Raw genomic sequence first — 14,971 nt, 5'->3', positions numbered from 1 at the left:
CTCATTCCCGCCGCCGCGTGGGGGCGGCCCCGCCGCCCCCCCCCGTGCGCCGGCCCCCCCCCCCCCCCCGGCGCCCGCCCGCGGCGGCCGCCGCCCCCCCGGGACTCAGTGTTCGTGGGGCTCGTCCCGGTGCACCGGGCCGTGGGCCTCCTCGCAGTGGCCGTCGTCGTCCAGGGGGAGCAGGTCGCGGTCGCCGGGAAGGGGGCCGTCGAGCAGGACGGCGGCGGCGTGGTCGACCTGGAGGGTGGTGTGGGTGATGCCGTGGTCGTGGCGCAGGAGTTCTTCCAGGTCACGGCGGACGGCGTGGCAGTCACCGCCGGGTTCGACCAGGATGTGCGCCGAAAGGGCCGCCTGCCCCGAGGTGATCTGCCAGACGTGCAGGTCGTGGACCTCGACCACCTTCGGTTCGGCGACCAGTTCGTCGCCCAGGGCGTCCGGGTCGACGTCGGCCGGTGCCGCTTCCAGGAAGATGCGGCCGGACTCGCGCAGCAGGCCGTAACCGGCCTTCACCATCAGGGCGACCACGACGAGGGTGGCGATGGCGTCGGCGCGGGCGAAACCGGTGACCACGATGATCCCGGCGGCGACGGCGGTGCCGATGAAGGCGAACAGGTCGTTGAGGATGTGCTGGTAGGCGCCCTCCACGTTGAGAGAGGAGCGGTTGGCCCGGGACAGGCACCAGGTCGCGGCCACGTTCACCACGATGCCGGCGAGTGCCGTGGCGAGCATGAGCCCGCCCGCCACCTCCGGCGGACTGATCAGACGCCGTACTGCCTCGTAGGCCAGCCACGCGCCGAGCAGGAGCAGAGTCAGCCCGTTGGCCTGGGCGGAGAGGATCTCGGCGCGCTTGAGGCCGTAGGTGAAGCCGCCCTTGGCCGGGCGGGCCGCGAGCCGCATGGCGACCAGCGCGAGGACGATCGAGGCGGCGTCGGTGAGCATGTGCGCCGCATCGGAGATCAGGGCCAGGGAGCGGGCGACGATGCCGACGACGACCTCGATCGCCATGAACGCGGTGATCAGGGTGAGGGCGAGGGCGAGCCAGCGGCGGTCGGCGTCGGCCGAGACACCGTGGGAGTGTCCGGCGTGGCCGCCCCCGCCGTGACCCGTATCGTGCGCGTGCCCCTGATCATGCCCGTGATCGTGATCGCTCATGGCGAGGCCTTCCCTCTCCCGACAAGTGCTCCAACCGCAGTGAAACCCACCGGGTTCCCGATCGCCAAAGGCTGCACCGGTGACCGTTGTCATCTCCGATAACTCTGCTCTGACCTGCGGAAACCTGCCCGGCGGGAGCACGGCGGAACCATGTCGTGGCGAGTGCCACCCGGTGAGCGGCGCGGCTCGCCGCCGTCACAGGGCTGAGGCGTACGGCGCAGCCCCGGGCACGATGGCCCGGGGCTGCGTCGTCAGTACTTCGTTCAGCGGCGCGTGAGAGCCTGGTGCAGCACGTCGTACACGTAGGTGTTGGCGTGCTTGCCGGTGAAGCGGTCGGACAGCGGGCCGGCCGCGGTCACCGGAACGTCCACACCGGTGTGCCCGGACGTGGTCCAGTCGATGTAGAAGCTCTTCTCGCTGCCGCGGATGGCGAACGGGCCGTCCTCGGCGGAGATGCCGGTGCCGGACTCGTCGGTGGCGTCCGAGTCCTCGACGGCCAGGCCGCCGGTCTCGTGGTCACCGGTCACGACCAGCAGGGTGTCGGGGTGCGTGGCGACGTAGGCACGGGCCACGGCCACCGCCTTCTCGAGTTCCTGCATGGACTGCAGGACGCGAGTGCCGTTGTTCGAGTGGGCGAACTCGTCCACGCCCTCTTCCTCGACCATGAGGAAGAAGCCCTTCTTGTTCTTGTCCAGCGTGCTCAGCGCCTTGCTGGTCATGGTGGAAAGGCCCACCACCGGGCTGTACACGTCGCCCTGGCCCTCGGCGCGCTGCTGGAACATCTCCTCGTTGGCGAAGAGGCCCAGGAGCTTGCCGCTCTTGGCGCGGCTGAGCTGGTCCGCGCTGGAGACATAGGAGTAACCGGCCTTCTTGGCCTTGGCGATGAGGTTGCCCTTGGTGCCCTTGCTCGCCTCGGACGGGTCCTCGGCGGGCTGGTCCTTGAACGCGCCGGCGCTGCCCGCGGGCAGCCACCAGTCCTCGCCACCGCCCAGGATGACGTCCGGCTTGCTGACCTCGATGTACTGGCGGGCGATCTCGTCCTGCGCGGAGCGGTTGGCGGTGTTCGAGAAGAACGCCGCCGGCGACGCGTCGGTGACCTGTGCGGTGGTGACCAGGCCGGTGGCCTTGCCGGCCGCCTTGGCCTGCTGGCCGAGGGTGGCCAGCGGGTTGCCGTCCACGTCGACGCTGATCGCGCCGTTGTAGGTCTTCTCGCCGGTGGCCCACGCGGTCGCCGCGGCGGCCGAGTCGGTGACCACGGCCTTCGGGTCGTCCGGCTCGGTGGTCAGCTGGCCCGAGGTGGGCAGCTTGTCCATCGCCAGCCGGCCGCCCAGGCCGGCCAGGTGCAGGCGGGCCGCCTGGCGGGTGGCCGCGCCCATGCCGTCACCGTTGATGAAGATGACGTTCTTGGCGGTCGGGGTCTTGGCCGAGGCGTGCCCGGCCGAGGCCGAGGCGCCAGGCGTCGGGTTGACCACCATCGTGACGACCGCGGCGGCGACCGCGGCGGTTGCGGGAGCGGCGAACCGCCGAGCCCTACGAACATCCAGGGACACAACGTCCTCCGTTACTGTTCTTGCCCATTGCTTGACCGCGAACATAAGGTCCTTTTGGAGGTCGTTGACCAAGAACAGATGGCCAACGCGCGACGGGATCTCCACCGTGGGGTAAAGGCGCAGGTCCCGAACTTGTCCGGACAGGTCACCGTCGGCCGGGGTCCGGCCGCCGGGCGCACCCGCGGGACGGCCGGCGGACGCAGAGACACCGTACGCGTTTCGCACGCGAGCCCTGAGTGATCGATTGACTACCCTGTGCGTTCATGAGGGCTGGCCCGGTCGTGCGCGGCGGCCGCTCCGTGGCACGGACCGGAGCGGTGCTCCTGCTGTTGCTGGCCGCCCTCACGCACGTCCTGGACTGCGCACACGGGCCGAACCCCGGGCTGACCGAGCGGGCCGACACCCTCCTGCTGACGCCGTCGGCGGGCGGTGCGCAGACGCCCGGCCCGAGCCTGCGCACGGCCGTCGGACGGACCGCTCCCGAGCAGGACGGCACCACGCACTGCTGCGGTGCGGACGAGCCGACGCTCCAGCCTCCGCGCGTCGTGCCGCTGACCGTCCCCGCCGCTGTCCACGGCGCCCCGGCGACCTGCCCGTTCGACGCGCGGCCCGCCGTGGGTCCGGCCTCACGGCGCTCGCGCCCCGTCCCCGACGACCTCTCTCCCACAGGCGCACGGGCCCGCCTCGGCGTGTGGCGGACCTGAGCGGCCCCGCCGCCGCGCGCCCTCGCGTGCCCGCGGCAGGCGAGCCGAACACCTCAGCCTCCCTCCCTCGACACCCGGCCGGCCCCCGTCCTGCGTGCCGGCCGCAGGAGAAGCACGCCATGAACCACACCGTCCGCAGCGCCGTGCCCACGTCCCCGGCCCAGCCGCCCGCCGAAGCCAAACGTCCGGTGCACACCCCCGCCGACCTGGTCGGCGACACGCCCGTCCTGTGGATCGGCGCTCCCTTCACCGCCGCCGGCCGCGGCTTCTGGGCCAAGCTCGAAGGCCACAACCCCGGTGGCATCAAGGACCGCGCCGCCCTGTACATGGTCCGCGCCGCCCGCGACCGCGGACAGCTGACGCCGGGCGGCCGCATCGTCGAGTCCACCTCCGGCACCCTCGGTCTCGGGCTCGCGCTCGCCGGCGCCATCCACGGCCACCCCGTCACGGTGGTCACCGACCCCGGCATGGAACCGATGATGACCGGTCTGCTCACCGCGTACGGCGCCGAGATCGACCTCGTCGACGTCCCGCACCCCGCCGGAGGCTGGCAGGAGGCGCGTCGCGGCCGTGTCGCCGAACTCCTCGCCGCACACCCGGACGCGTGGTGTCCCGACCAGTACGACAACCCCGACAACGTGGCCGCCTACGGGCCGCTCGCGCACGAACTCGTCGCCCAGCTCGGCCGTATCGACACGCTCGTCGTCTCGGTCGGCACGGGCGGGCATTCCGCGGGCATCGCCTCCGTCCTGCGCGGCTTCTCCCCCGGCCTGCGGGTGGTCGGCGTGGACACGACCGGCTCGACCATCTTCGGCCAGCCCGCAGGACCCCGGCTGATGCGCGGCCTGGGCAGCAGCATCTATCCCGGCAACGTCGCCTACGACCTCTTCGACGAGGTCCACTGGGTCGCGGCGCCGGAGGCGGTGTGGGCCGCCCGCCGACTGGCCCGCGACCACTACGCCACCGGAGGCTGGAGCGTCGGCGCGGTCTCGCTGGTGGCCCGCTGGCTGAGCCGCACGCTGCCCGCCGAGGACCGGATCGTCGCCGTCTTCCCGGACGGGCCCCAGCGCTACGTCGGCACGGTCTTCGACGACGCCTACGGCCGTGAGCACCGGTTGCTCGGCCACCTGCCCGCCGACGACCCCGACGAGATCGCCCGCCCCGACGAGCGGGTGGTCACCCGCTGGACCCGCTGCACCCGGATCACCAACCCGCTCGCCGCCACGCGGCACGCCCTCGCCGGAGTCGCACGATGAAGACGCTCTGGCGCCAGACGCTCTCCTTCCCGCCCACCGCACGGCTGCTGATGGCCAACCAGTTCGCCATCAACCTCGCGTTCTTCATGCTCATGCCCTACCTGGCGGCCCACCTCTCCGGAGGCCTCGGCCTGGCCGCCTGGGCGGTCGGACTCGTCCTCGGGGTACGCAACTTCTCGCAGCAGGGCATGTTCCTCATCGGCGGCACCATCGCCGACCGCTTCGGCTACAAGACGCCGATCATCGCCGGCTGTCTGCTGCGCACCGTCGGCTTCGGGCTGCTCGGCTGGGTCGACAACCTGCCCGCCCTCATCGCCGCCTCGGCCGCCACCGGGTTCGCGGGCGCCCTCTTCAACCCGGCCGTGCGGGCGTGCCTCGCCGGGGAGGCCGGCGAGCGTCGCGTGGACGCGTTCGCGACGTTCAACGTCTACTACCAGGCCGGGATGCTCCTCGGTCCGCTGGTCGGACTCGCCCTGCTGGCCGCCGACTTCCGCCTGGTGTGCACGATCGCCGCCGCGATCTTCGCCGTCCTCACCGTGCTCCAGTGGCGCGCCCTGCCCGGCCGTCGCGGCGACGACCAGGGTCCGGCGTCGGAGAACGTCCTCGCGCAGTGGCGGACGGTCGTGGCCAACCGGCCCTTTCTCCTCTTCGCGACCGCCATGATCGGCTCGCAGGTCCTCACCTTCCAGGTCTACCTGGCGCTGCCCCTCGCCACGCAGGACACGCTCGGCGCGCGGGGCACCTGGGCCACCAGCGGTCTCTTCGTGGTCTCCGCCGTGGTGGCCGTGGCGGGGCAGCTGCGGCTGACCGGGTGGGCGAAGCAACGCTGGAGCGCCGACCAGGCGTTGGTGCGCGGACTGGCCGCCATGGGTCTGGCCTTTCTCCCGCTCGCCCTCACCCCGCCCGACGCCACGGCAGCCGTCCTCGCCGCCCTCGCGGTGGCGGTGGCGCTGCTCGCGGCGGGCGGCGCGGTGGTCTACCCGTTCGAGATGGACACCGTCGTCACCCTCTCGGGCAACCGGTTCGTCGCCACCCACTACGGCCTCTACAACACGGTCTCCGGACTGGGCATCACCGTCGGCAACCTCGCCACCGGGGTCCTGTGGGACTTCGCCGTCCGCCATGACGCCCGCTGGCTGCCCTGGTGCGGGCTGACCGCTACCGGCCTCGCCTGCGCGGCCTCGGTCGCCGCGCTCGCCCGCGCCGGAGGGCTGGCGCTGCGGGAGGAGGGGAGGCTGCTCACCGCTTGAGCACAGAAGTCGAAGAAGGCCCCCGTGCCGTCGGTGACGGCCCAGGGCGCGACGGTGGTGTGGCCCCCCGGCGAGGCGCTTGTCTGCTCGGGCATCGCGGTCCTTCCACTGAGACCGGCGGCAGGTGAGTGACCGTAGGAACGGACCAGGTCGGTCGGTGTCCTCCAGAGCGGCGGCCGGGTTCATTCCGCCGCGGGCGCCCGGCGGGGTTTGACCTTGACACGGTGGCAAGGCCTTGACTGCCGCGTGAGGAGGTGGTCCCGATGACCAGGACGCGTAGGGTTGCGGATACGGAGCGGACGCTCCAGGGGCTGGCGGACGGTCGGTCGGCGGTGCGGCTGCGAGCCGCGCTGGCGGCCGGTACGGCGCCCGGCCCGCACTTCGTGGACAAGCTCGTCGAGCGCTGCGCGGTCGAGCCCGAGTTCTTCGTCCGCGACATGCTGACCTGGGCCCTTGTCCGTCACCCGGTGTCCCTGACGCTCCCCCGGCTGCTCCGCGAGACGGCGTCGGAGCATGCCCAGGCACGCAGCCAGGCGTTGCACACCCTGTCCAAGATCGGGGACCGGCGGGCGTGGCCGGCGGTCACACCGGCGCTGTTGTCCGACGCCGACGACGCGGTGGCGCGGAGCGCCTGGCGGGCCGCGGTCGTGCTCGTACCCGACGGCGAGAGGTCCGCCCTGGCCGCGGTCCTGGCGGCCCAGCTCGGGCGCGGCGGACAGGAGACGCAGCTGAGCCTCGGTCAGGCGCTCACCGCGCTCGGTGAGGTGAGCGTGCCCGCCCTGGACGCCGCGGCGACGGCCGGCGACCCGCGTGTGCGTGCCCACGCGCTCGCCACCCAGCGGCTGCTGCGCGACCCGGACGCCGGGTTCCAGCCGGCGATCGAGGAGGCCAAGCGCGTCGTCGCCCTCGACGGGGCGCCGGGGGACGGACGATAGAGCGGTGTTGATCGGTGAGGTGGCGAGACGGTCCGGGGTCAGTGCGCGCATGCTCCGGCACTACGAATCGCTCGGGCTGGTGCGGCCTTCGGGGCGCACCGGTTCCGGCTATCGGGAGTACGACGCGAACGACATCCGGCGGATCTTCCACATCGAGAGCCTGCGGTCGCTGGGCCTGTCGCTGCGTGAGATCGGGCGCGCGCTGGACGATCCGGGGTTCGCTCCCTCGGCGCTCGTCGGCGACCTCGTGCGTCGGACGCGCGACCGCATCGCCGCCGAGACCGAACTGCTCACGCGACTGAGCCGGATCGACGCGGCCGATCCCGCCGGCTGGGAGGACGTCCTGCAGGTCGTCGCGCTGCTCCAGGGGCTGGGGTCGCAGAGCGCGGACGCCCGGCAGCGCGCGGCCCTCGCCTCGGCCCGGGGAGTTCCGGTTCCGGTGGAGGCACTGGTCGAGGCGGCACTCGGCGAGACCGATCCCAACGTGGCTGGAGCCCTTCGCTGGGCACTGGCACGAGCGGACGACGGCGGCGGACCGGCCCTGTTGGCGGACGGACTCGGGTCGCCTGTGGCCGCCGTGCGCAAGCGTGCCGTCCAGGCGCTCGCCGAGCTGCCCGGCGACGAGGCGGCCGTCCACCTGCGGGACGCCCTCACCCACGCCGACGTCGTGGTCCGCGGGTACGCGGCTCTGGCGCTCGGCGCCCGTGGCGTGGTCGAGGCGGTCCCGACGCTCATCGGCATGATCGTGGCGGGCGGGAACGACACCGAGGCGGCGGACGCCCTGAGCACGCTGGCGAGCGACCCCGCGGCGGCCGACCGGATCGCGAGCGCGCTCGTCGACCGTCTCGCCGGTGCCACGGCCGACGCGCCCGCACGAGGACGGCTGACCCAGGCGCTGGCGGGCATCCCGGGGGATACGGCGTCGGGTGCCCTCGTGGAGCTGTCGCGGGACGACGACCGTGCCGTCGCGCTCACCGCCGCCTACCTGCTCCGGCTCCGCGAGGCCCGCTGACCGGTCGTACGGGGTGGCGGGCCAGCGCTTCGCCGGGGTGGAGGGGTGTCAGGACAGGAGCGGGCGCCGAGCCCGCCCCGCCGGACGTATCGGTCGGTCCGTCGGCACCCCTGGAGTTCGCGGCACTCTCCACCCCGTCCCGGCAGGCGCGACGGTGGCGGTCTGAGGACCGTTCCGGGCACCTCCACCGCGCCTGGGCGCGGGCCACCCACCGCTCGCCCGGCGGCGGTCGGCTGCCCGGAGCGCGGGGCCGCATCCGATCGGGGGAATGTGGCCTCGCCGAGGGCACAGCCCACGCGAGTAAGGGGAGAGGAAGAACTATGACCGTTACCGCACAGATCGACAGCACGCGCCCCGTGGCGACACTGATCAACGTCTTCAGCGTCTCGCCCACGCGCCAGAGCGAACTCCTCGAACTGCTCGTCCGGGCCACGGAAGAGACCATGAAACACCAGCCGGGCTTCATCTGCGCCAACTTCCACGCCTCCCAGGACGGCGAACGCGTCATCAACTACGCCCAGTGGGAGTCCGAGGCGCACTACCGCGCGATGCTCGCCAACCCCGAGGCCCGCGTGCACATGGACGAGGCGGCCACCATCGCGACCGACGTCCAGCCACGGCTGTTCCACGTGCTGTCGACCCACGGCGAGAGATCCCGGTGACCGGACGGCACACGGCGTGCGGCGGATGGACCGAGGGCCGCCTCCGGGAGACGCCGCACCGGTGAGGAGGACCGGCCGGGCGGCTCACGGCCGGAGTGCCGGACCTCGCGCGGTGGCCTACCCGGGGACGAGGACGGTGAGCCACTCCGCCTCACGCGGCCGGTACCCGTAACGGTTCCACAGTCCCGACACGATCGCCGGGACGTGACCGGCTCCGTAGACGACGGCCACCCGGATCTCCTCCTGGTGGCGTTCGGAGTGGATCTCGCCGAGCGCGTCCAGCAGGCGCTGGTCGCGCCGGTCGGTCATCGCGTGCTCCACGGGGTTGTCGGCCAGCATCTCCGCCCGGGACGTCGACGGCAGGTCCTGGACCTCCTGGTCCTCGTCGAGGAAGGCACGCGGACCGCGCAGCGCGAACACCAGGCCCATGAGCGGGGCCGCGACCATGAGCAGGGCGTACGTCCACCAGGGCAGCGCCCTCAGGTCCGCGGCCGCCTCGGCCGCCGTCACATCCGGGTTGATCACCGGCACGCCCTCGGGCAGCACCAGGTCGTCGCGCTGCTCCTGCCGGGTGGACTTCACACCGAACGCCGACGGCTCCTTCCGTGTGGGCCTGCGCGGCGGAGCGGGTGCCCGTCTTCTCACTCCACGCGGTGCGGTCGGTGGCCGGCGACCCGCAGGCGGACCTCGGTGGGCAGCCGGGCGGAGCCGGTGGAGCGGCGGGCGGTGCGGAGCGGGCCCTCGCACAGGGCGTCGAGAACGGTACGGGGTTCCGCCCGGGAGGCGAGGGTGAGGCCGACGCGGGTGTGCGGCCGGGCGGGACGGCCGGTGATGCGTACGGCGGATCGCTCGACGCCTGGCAGGGCGCCGGCTTCGGCGGCGATCGCGTTGCCGAGCGCGTGGTCGCGCAGTTCGACGCCGTCCTGTCCGGGAGCGCCGCCGACGGGCAGGGTCTTGGGGCGGCGTGCGCGCAGTTGGGCGAGCAGCCACCACAGGGCGAGCAAGAAGACCAGGGCGAGGGCCGCGATGACCGCGGGCCACCACCACCAGCCCTGGGCGCTCCAGCGGTCCCGGTCGGCGGAGCTGAGCAGGACGTCGCCCGGGACGGTCAGCGGCCAGCCTGCGGGCGGCGCCAGGTCGTGGCGGCGGTAGAGGTCGAGCCCGGCGAAGAGGATCAGCAGGCCGCCGCCGAGCAGGATCAGGCCGGAGAGGCCCAGCAGGAATCGGTTGACCACGGGTTGCCGCGTCATGGTGCGCGCTCCGGAGCTGCTGAGGGTCGGTCAGTGGGAACTTCGCCGTACGCGTACGGCGATGTGGGGCGGGTGGGCGAGGGCGAGCCGGTCGCGTTCGTCGTCGAGGACGGCGGTGAGGTCCTCCTTCACCCGCCCGGGGTCGCGGAAACGGACGTACGCGCGCGCGGTGACGCGGTGTCGGCCCATCCGGACGCGGGCGTCGCCGACGCCGGGCACCCGCAGGCCCGCGTCCCGCATCAGATCGGCCGCGCCGTTCCGGTCCAGAACGGCCCGCAGGCCGGGCAGCGGGGAGCGCAGGGGCAGCCATTTCCGCAGGCCGGGCGTGAGGGCCAGCACGATCAGCCAGAGGCCGGCGGCGGCCGCCACGGCGGCTCCGGTGAGCATCCACACGTCGTCCAGCGGGCGGGTCGCCAGTGCGTGGGCGAGCTGTCGGCGCCAGGCCGCGGCGGGACGTCCCGCCCGTACGGCGATGACGTCGACCAGGGCCGCGCCGGACGCCAGGAGAACGAGCGCGGCGACCAGCGCGGCGGGGAGACGTCGCGCGGACCACGGCCGGTGGGTCCGGTGTCCTTCGGCGGGCTCACCGTCCGTCGGCCGCATGCCGGGCGGACCCGGCTCCGCCGTTCGCTCCTCGGCCGGCGGGACCGTGACGGGCTCGGTGGGCGGGTCCGGGTCGGGTGTCATGGCGGTCCTCCTCGGTGGGTGGTGAGGCCGGCGGGACCGAGTGCGGGACGGCTCACCGGACCCGTCCCCGCCTCGCGCCGGCGGCCGTCACCAGCCGCCGGACGGTGAGCGTGACCTCCTTGACCTCCAGGCCGGTGAGCTGGGCGACCCGCCCGGAGACGTCCTGCCGTATCCGCGCGCAGGCCTCGGGGATGTCGGTGGGATAGGGCAGGTCCATGGCCAGGTGGAGGCGCACGGTGCCGGTGCGGGTCACCGCGGTGGCGGCGGGGGCCGCCGGTGCGTCCCGGTCGGGCGGTACGGCCGCGCGCCGGGACTGGGCGGTTCGGGCGGCCTGGACGGCGATGCGGGCGACCACCCTGTCGGGGATGACGGTCGCGCCCCGCTCGGCCGGGGGCGGCAAGCCGAGGTCCCGCGCCGGCAGCCCGGTCCCTCCGTCGCCGGGCGGGGCGCCGGGCCGGGTGTTCACCGCTGCCTCCGCGGACGCAGGTCGAGGTCGCCCTGAACGGCGAGACCGACGATCAGCCCCACCGCGCCCAGGACGAGAACGAGCAGGAACGCCCAGAAGCCGCCGAAGTACGCGGCGAAGCCGAGGGCCATCCCGGCCGCGAGGCCCGTCATCGCTGTGTTCATGTCGCACTCACCCGTCCTGCGAGCGTCCGTCCCGCCGTGAGCGCCCGCTCGTGCGGGGGCGTTCGACGGCGGTCACGGCGCTCACCGCACCCGGCTCTCGTCCGGTTCGGTCTGCCCGTCGTCCTCGTCGGGGAGGTGGACGTCGTCGACCACGACGTTCACCTCGACGACCTCCAGCCCCGTCATCCGCTCCACGGCGCTGATCACGTTGGTCCGCACGCCCCCGGCGACGTCCACGATGGGGACGCCGTACTCGACGACGACATCCAGGTCCACGGCGGCCTGCCGCTCGCCGACCTCGACCTTCACGCCTCGTGTGACACCTCCGCCGCCGCCCGGGACGCGTTCCCGTACGGCGCCGAGGGCGCGGGCCATCCCGGCTCCCAGGTTGTAGATGCCCGGTACCTCGCGGGCGGCCATGCCCGCGATCTTCGCCACCACGCCGTCCGCGATGGTGGTCCTCCCCCGCGTCTCGGCCGGAGCCCCGGCGCCGGTGCGGCCCTTCAGCGCACTCACGCCCTCGTTCGCCCGGCCGCCTCCGCTCACACTGGTGATGTTGTCCGTCATGGCGGTCGCCTCGATCGGTCGGTGGGAGACACCTCAGTGGTCTCGTCACACCGTTGGACACGCGCGGCGGCGCATTTCTCACACCCCTCTCGTGTGACACGCATCACACACGGACGGGTGGGTACCTGGCGATCCCGAGCCCTGTGCGGGAGTTGTCATGATCGAACGCACCGCCTCGACATGGCCGGAACACGACCTGCCGGACGGACTGCTGGCGGTACGCGCGGCCGAGGGGGACGAGGACGCGTTCGCCGTCCTCGTCCGCAGGCACAGCCGGCCCCTGCTCACCCTGGCCCTCTGCATGCTCGGCAACCCCCAGGACGCGGAGGACGCCGTGCAGGAGGCCTTCGTCAGCGCGTGGCGACGACTGCCGGAATACCGGCACGGAGCCGAGTTCCGCACCTGGATGTACCGGATCACCGTCAACCGCTGCCTCACCATGCGCGGGCGACGGCCGGCGCCCCTCCCGCTCGGTACCGCGGCCGAACCCGTGGCGGGCGACGCGTGGAGCCAGCCCGACCGGGTCGCCGAGCAGGACGCGGCCGCCGCCGACCTGACCCGCGCCCTCGCCGGACTGGACGCCGCCCAGCGGGCCTGCTGGATCCTCAGAGAGGTGCAAGGCTTGCCTTACAAGGAGATCGCCCACGTGACACGGACCTCCGAGCCGACGGTCCGCGGACGACTGTTCAGGGCACGCCGATCCCTCCAGGAGGCGATGGGCCCATGGCGCTAGACCGCCCGTACACCCGCCCTTGCGGACGGCCCGGAACCGACGGCACCCGCACCGAACCGGCCACCCGTGACACACCGCCGCTCCCGGGAGACCAGTCGCTGCCCTGCGGCCGCCTCCTCAGCCGGGTCTGGGAACAGGCCCGGGACGACGCACCGGAAGCGGACCCGCACACCCTGACCTGCCCGTACTGCCGCGAGGCCGTGGAGGGGCTGGCCACGGTGGACGCGGCCACCCGGGTCCTGCGCGCGACGGACCCGCCCGGACTTCGCGCGCTCGCCGACCGGGTCATGGCCGCCGTCAGGGCGGAGGCGAGACTGGGACGACTGCTGCGCCTGGCCGACCCCGACCGCGACCTGCGGATCGCCGAGAGCGCGGCGGCGAAGATCCTGCGGCGGGCCGCGGACACGGTCCCCGGCACGCGGGCCGCGGCCTGCCGCCTCGCGCCCGCGGGCGAGGGCCTGAACGTCCTCGTGACCATGACCGTGGCCGCCGCCCTCGGCCGTCCGCTGCCCGAGACCGTGCAGCGGGTACGGCGGGCGGTCCTCCGCTCGGCCACCGAGGAGCTGGGACTCGCCGTGACGGCCGTGGACATCACCGTGGTCGACGTCCTGGAGCCGTGGCCGCCGCACGTCGGCGGCGGTGCCCCATGACGACCGCGGGGGCGGCCGTGATCGTCGGCGTCGCGGCCGACGCGGCCCTCCGCGTTCCCGGGGTGACCGGCCTTCCGGCCCGGCTCGCCCGCCGCCTCGCGGCAGCCGCCGTACCCGCCCGGACGTACACCATGTCCCACCGGGCACCCCCCGAGGCGGGCATCCGGGCGGAACGGGCCTGCGACGGTTCGGGATGGAAGGTCGAGGTGCGCTGCGCCCTGGCCGAGGGCCGGCGGCCGCTGGACGTAGCCCGGGACGTCCACGACCGGGTACGCACCGCGCTCGTCTCGCGCCTCGCCGCCGCCGAGCCGGTCACCGTCACGGTCACCGTGACCCGCGTCGCCGCCCGTGACGGCAGGGGATGAGGGAGCCTGCGAGCGGTGTGTCGCGCAGCCCGCTCGGCCCGGGTCCCGCCCGCGCGCGGACGCCGCCGAGACCATGGTGCCGTTCGACCTTCTTAAGGTCCTCACGCGAACCAGCTGTCGTTTTAAACCTCGATGCCCTCGTTGTGCCCTTATCGCCTCCCTCATGTCGTCAGCATCTTGACGCACACTGAAACGGAGTGCACCCTTACTCGAAGGAATTCACACCCCCTGCCGAATCATGACGGGTTCCGAGAGTTTGGCGCATGAGCGAGTCGACGCTCAAAAGATTCCCACCCGCTTCTCACAGACGGCACGGCGCGCCCCCGGACGACCGACGAGACGGTTCGATCCGCACTGGGCCGACGCCTCCCCCCATCACTTCCTGACCCTTTCCCACCCCGACGGAAAACGTTGTCACAACGAGCGGAGTCGCGATTCCGCATGCCCTCGAGCATTTCCTGATCAGTTCTCACGAAAAGCGAACGAGAGAGATTCCGGGGTGGGTCATGAAAGCGTCCGACGTGCTGATCAGCGGGCTGGGAGCATATCTGCCCGACCGTGTTCCCATGGGATGGGCCGTCGAGCGCGGACTGATCGACCGGGCCGCCGCCGAGTCCTACGGCATCACCAGCGTCACCGTCGCGGGTGAGGTGCCCGCCCCCGAGATGGCGGTGCGGGCGTGCCGCGAAGCGCTCGAACGGGCCGGCCAGGACCCCGCGGACCTGAGTCTGGTCCTCTACGTCAGCGTGTGGTACCAGGGCCCCCACGGCTGGTGTCCGCAGTACTACGTGCAGAGGCACACCGGCGCCGGGCGGGCGACGGCGGCCGAGCTGCGGCAGGGCTGCATGGGCATGTTCTCGGCGCTGGAACTCGCGGCCGGTCACCTCATGGCGTCCGCCGACCACGAGGCCGCGCTGGTCACCTCCGCCGACAACTTCACCTCCGACCTGCTGGAACGCTGGCGCTTCAGCCCGCACTTCGTCATGGGCGACGCCGGCTCCGCCGTGGTCCTGAGCCGACGGCAGGGGTTCGCCCGGCTCAAGTCCGTCAACGCCATCACCCTTCCCGAGTACGAGGCCATGCACCGCGGGCCCGAGCCGCTGTTCCCGCCGGGAGCCGGCCGGCCGGGCAAGCTCGACTTCGGGGACTCCAAGGACCGCTGGCTCGACGGCCCGGACCGGGACCCGGCAGGACCGCTGAAGCTCGTGGCGGCGCAGGACGAACTCGTCGGCCGCACCCTCGACGAATCCGGGATCACGATGGACGACGTCACCCGCGTCGCCTATGCCAACGGCTCACGGGAACGCGTCGAGGGACGCGCGATGATACCGCTGGGCCTGCCGATGTCCCTTTCCACCTGGGAACAGGGACGCACCGTCGGCCATATCGGCGCCAGCGACCAAATGGTGGCACTGGAACAACTCCTGCTCTCCGGTGAACTGGGACCCGGAGACCATTTCCTGATGCTCGGCGTAGGGCCCGGACTCAATATCGCGTGCGCCGTGATCGAGGTCATCGACACTCCGCACTGGGCCGCCGTCCGCCCGGTCGCCGCTTCATGAAAGGTG

At 73.1% G+C, this 14,971-nt stretch carries 18 protein-coding genes; 10 read left to right on the top strand and 8 right to left on the bottom strand.

All coding sequences use genetic code 11. From position 1 onward, the window contains the following. Positions 1-105: 105 nt before the first annotated feature. Complete coding sequence (locus tag ACIRQ9_RS17870; RefSeq protein ID WP_404173613.1) at positions 106-1,152, bottom strand: cation diffusion facilitator family transporter; 1,047 nt, start codon at positions 1,150-1,152, stop codon at positions 106-108. 263 nt (positions 1,153-1,415) lie between these two features. After that, a complete protein-coding gene (locus tag ACIRQ9_RS17865) occupies positions 1,416-2,627 on the bottom strand; it encodes an alkaline phosphatase (protein WP_404173874.1) in 1,212 nt (403 codons plus the stop codon). A gap of 338 nt (positions 2,628-2,965) precedes the next feature. Here ACIRQ9_RS17865 and ACIRQ9_RS17860 point away from each other — a divergent pair, with 338 nt between their 5' ends. The 6 genes from ACIRQ9_RS17860 (at position 2,966) to ACIRQ9_RS17835 (ending at position 8,521) form a co-directional block, all read left to right on the top strand. Then, positions 2,966-3,406 (top strand): hypothetical protein, encoded by a 441-nt coding sequence (locus ACIRQ9_RS17860; protein WP_404173610.1) that lies wholly within the window; start codon positions 2,966-2,968, stop codon positions 3,404-3,406. Positions 3,407-3,525: 119 nt separating this feature from the next. Continuing rightward, entirely contained in the window at positions 3,526-4,662 is a 1,137-nt protein-coding gene (locus ACIRQ9_RS17855; RefSeq protein ID WP_404173607.1) for a PLP-dependent cysteine synthase family protein, read from the top strand. Then, complete coding sequence (locus ACIRQ9_RS17850; RefSeq protein ID WP_404173604.1) at positions 4,659-5,912, top strand: MFS transporter; 1,254 nt, start codon at positions 4,659-4,661, stop codon at positions 5,910-5,912. The genes ACIRQ9_RS17855 and ACIRQ9_RS17850 overlap by 4 nt, the downstream gene beginning before the upstream one ends. 263 nt (positions 5,913-6,175) lie before the next feature. Next, positions 6,176-6,847: a HEAT repeat domain-containing protein gene (locus ACIRQ9_RS17845; protein WP_404173601.1), complete on the top strand. Its 672-nt coding sequence runs from the start codon at positions 6,176-6,178 to the stop codon at positions 6,845-6,847. 4 nt (positions 6,848-6,851) lie between these two features. After that, positions 6,852-7,859: a MerR family transcriptional regulator gene (locus ACIRQ9_RS17840; protein ID WP_404173598.1), complete on the top strand. Its 1,008-nt coding sequence runs from the start codon at positions 6,852-6,854 to the stop codon at positions 7,857-7,859. Between the two features lie 320 nt (positions 7,860-8,179). Further along, the gene (locus ACIRQ9_RS17835; RefSeq protein ID WP_404173595.1) at positions 8,180-8,521 is read left to right on the top strand and encodes an antibiotic biosynthesis monooxygenase family protein; all 342 of its coding nucleotides are present in this window, start codon (positions 8,180-8,182) and stop codon (positions 8,519-8,521) included. Positions 8,522-8,638: 117 nt separating this feature from the next. Here the strand turns inward: ACIRQ9_RS17835 and ACIRQ9_RS17830 are convergent, their stop codons facing one another. The 6 genes from ACIRQ9_RS17830 to ACIRQ9_RS17805 all read right to left on the bottom strand — a co-directional run bounded on the left by ACIRQ9_RS17830 (position 8,639) and on the right by ACIRQ9_RS17805 (position 11,655). After that, positions 8,639-9,103 (bottom strand): hypothetical protein, encoded by a 465-nt coding sequence (locus ACIRQ9_RS17830; protein WP_404173592.1) that lies wholly within the window; start codon positions 9,101-9,103, stop codon positions 8,639-8,641. Between the two features lie 59 nt (positions 9,104-9,162). After that, the gene (locus ACIRQ9_RS17825; protein ID WP_404173589.1) at positions 9,163-9,771 is read right to left on the bottom strand and encodes an alkaline shock response membrane anchor protein AmaP; all 609 of its coding nucleotides are present in this window, start codon (positions 9,769-9,771) and stop codon (positions 9,163-9,165) included. Between the two features lie 30 nt (positions 9,772-9,801). Beyond that, positions 9,802-10,458 carry a DUF6286 domain-containing protein gene (locus ACIRQ9_RS17820; RefSeq protein ID WP_404173586.1) on the bottom strand — a complete coding sequence of 219 codons (657 nt, stop codon included), beginning with the start codon at positions 10,456-10,458 and terminating at the stop codon, positions 9,802-9,804. A 52-nt stretch (positions 10,459-10,510) separates the two neighbouring features. Then, positions 10,511-10,924, bottom strand: coding sequence for an Asp23/Gls24 family envelope stress response protein (locus ACIRQ9_RS17815; protein WP_404173583.1), 414 nt, complete (start codon positions 10,922-10,924; stop codon positions 10,511-10,513). Beyond that, positions 10,921-11,088 carry a hypothetical protein gene (locus tag ACIRQ9_RS17810; RefSeq protein ID WP_404173580.1) on the bottom strand — a complete coding sequence of 56 codons (168 nt, stop codon included), beginning with the start codon at positions 11,086-11,088 and terminating at the stop codon, positions 10,921-10,923. The genes ACIRQ9_RS17815 and ACIRQ9_RS17810 overlap by 4 nt, the downstream gene beginning before the upstream one ends. An 81-nt stretch (positions 11,089-11,169) precedes the next feature. After that, complete coding sequence (locus tag ACIRQ9_RS17805) at positions 11,170-11,655, bottom strand: Asp23/Gls24 family envelope stress response protein (RefSeq protein ID WP_404173577.1); 486 nt, start codon at positions 11,653-11,655, stop codon at positions 11,170-11,172. 157 nt (positions 11,656-11,812) lie between these two features. Here ACIRQ9_RS17805 and ACIRQ9_RS17800 point away from each other — a divergent pair, with 157 nt between their 5' ends. The 4 genes from ACIRQ9_RS17800 (at position 11,813) to ACIRQ9_RS17785 (ending at position 14,965) form a co-directional block, all read left to right on the top strand. Next, on the top strand, positions 11,813-12,388 hold the full coding sequence (locus ACIRQ9_RS17800; RefSeq protein WP_404173574.1) for an RNA polymerase sigma factor: 576 nt from the start codon (positions 11,813-11,815) through the stop codon (positions 12,386-12,388). Further along, a complete protein-coding gene (locus ACIRQ9_RS17795) occupies positions 12,379-13,038 on the top strand; it encodes a hypothetical protein (protein ID WP_404173571.1) in 660 nt (219 codons plus the stop codon). The genes ACIRQ9_RS17800 and ACIRQ9_RS17795 overlap by 10 nt, the downstream gene beginning before the upstream one ends. Next, positions 13,035-13,403, top strand: a complete 369-nt coding sequence (locus ACIRQ9_RS17790; RefSeq protein WP_404173568.1) for a hypothetical protein — start codon at positions 13,035-13,037, stop codon at positions 13,401-13,403. Before ACIRQ9_RS17795 ends, ACIRQ9_RS17790 begins: the two co-directional genes overlap by 4 nt. Before the next feature lie 506 nt (positions 13,404-13,909). Further along, positions 13,910-14,965 carry a ketoacyl-ACP synthase III family protein gene (locus tag ACIRQ9_RS17785; RefSeq protein WP_404173565.1) on the top strand — a complete coding sequence of 352 codons (1,056 nt, stop codon included), beginning with the start codon at positions 13,910-13,912 and terminating at the stop codon, positions 14,963-14,965. The last annotated feature ends 6 nt before the right edge of the window (positions 14,966-14,971 follow it).

Source organism: Streptomyces sp. NPDC101237 (assembly GCF_044767465.1).
GTDB classification, from domain to species: domain Bacteria; phylum Actinomycetota; class Actinomycetes; order Streptomycetales; family Streptomycetaceae; genus Streptomyces; species Streptomyces gramineus.
The sequence above is the reverse complement of the archived record's forward strand: the minus strand, read 5'-3'. Positions and strand labels throughout refer to the sequence as shown.

Coding starts and splice junctions, on each gene's coding strand:
- ACIRQ9_RS17870 (WP_404173613.1), bottom strand. CDS start 1,152: ATGAGCGATCACGATCACGGGCATGATCAGGGGCACGCGCACGATACG.
- ACIRQ9_RS17865 (WP_404173874.1), bottom strand. CDS start 2,627: ATGGTGGTCAACCCGACGCCTGGCGCCTCGGCCTCGGCCGGGCACGCC.
- ACIRQ9_RS17860 (WP_404173610.1), top strand. CDS start 2,966: ATGAGGGCTGGCCCGGTCGTGCGCGGCGGCCGCTCCGTGGCACGGACC.
- ACIRQ9_RS17855 (WP_404173607.1), top strand. CDS start 3,526: ATGAACCACACCGTCCGCAGCGCCGTGCCCACGTCCCCGGCCCAGCCG.
- ACIRQ9_RS17850 (WP_404173604.1), top strand. CDS start 4,659: ATGAAGACGCTCTGGCGCCAGACGCTCTCCTTCCCGCCCACCGCACGG.
- ACIRQ9_RS17845 (WP_404173601.1), top strand. CDS start 6,176: ATGACCAGGACGCGTAGGGTTGCGGATACGGAGCGGACGCTCCAGGGG.
- ACIRQ9_RS17835 (WP_404173595.1), top strand. CDS start 8,180: ATGACCGTTACCGCACAGATCGACAGCACGCGCCCCGTGGCGACACTG.
- ACIRQ9_RS17825 (WP_404173589.1), bottom strand. CDS start 9,771: ATGACGCGGCAACCCGTGGTCAACCGATTCCTGCTGGGCCTCTCCGGC.
- ACIRQ9_RS17820 (WP_404173586.1), bottom strand. CDS start 10,458: ATGACACCCGACCCGGACCCGCCCACCGAGCCCGTCACGGTCCCGCCG.
- ACIRQ9_RS17810 (WP_404173580.1), bottom strand. CDS start 11,088: ATGAACACAGCGATGACGGGCCTCGCGGCCGGGATGGCCCTCGGCTTC.
- ACIRQ9_RS17805 (WP_404173577.1), bottom strand. CDS start 11,655: ATGACGGACAACATCACCAGTGTGAGCGGAGGCGGCCGGGCGAACGAG.
- ACIRQ9_RS17800 (WP_404173574.1), top strand. CDS start 11,813: ATGATCGAACGCACCGCCTCGACATGGCCGGAACACGACCTGCCGGAC.
- ACIRQ9_RS17795 (WP_404173571.1), top strand. CDS start 12,379: ATGGCGCTAGACCGCCCGTACACCCGCCCTTGCGGACGGCCCGGAACC.
- ACIRQ9_RS17790 (WP_404173568.1), top strand. CDS start 13,035: ATGACGACCGCGGGGGCGGCCGTGATCGTCGGCGTCGCGGCCGACGCG.
- ACIRQ9_RS17785 (WP_404173565.1), top strand. CDS start 13,910: ATGAAAGCGTCCGACGTGCTGATCAGCGGGCTGGGAGCATATCTGCCC.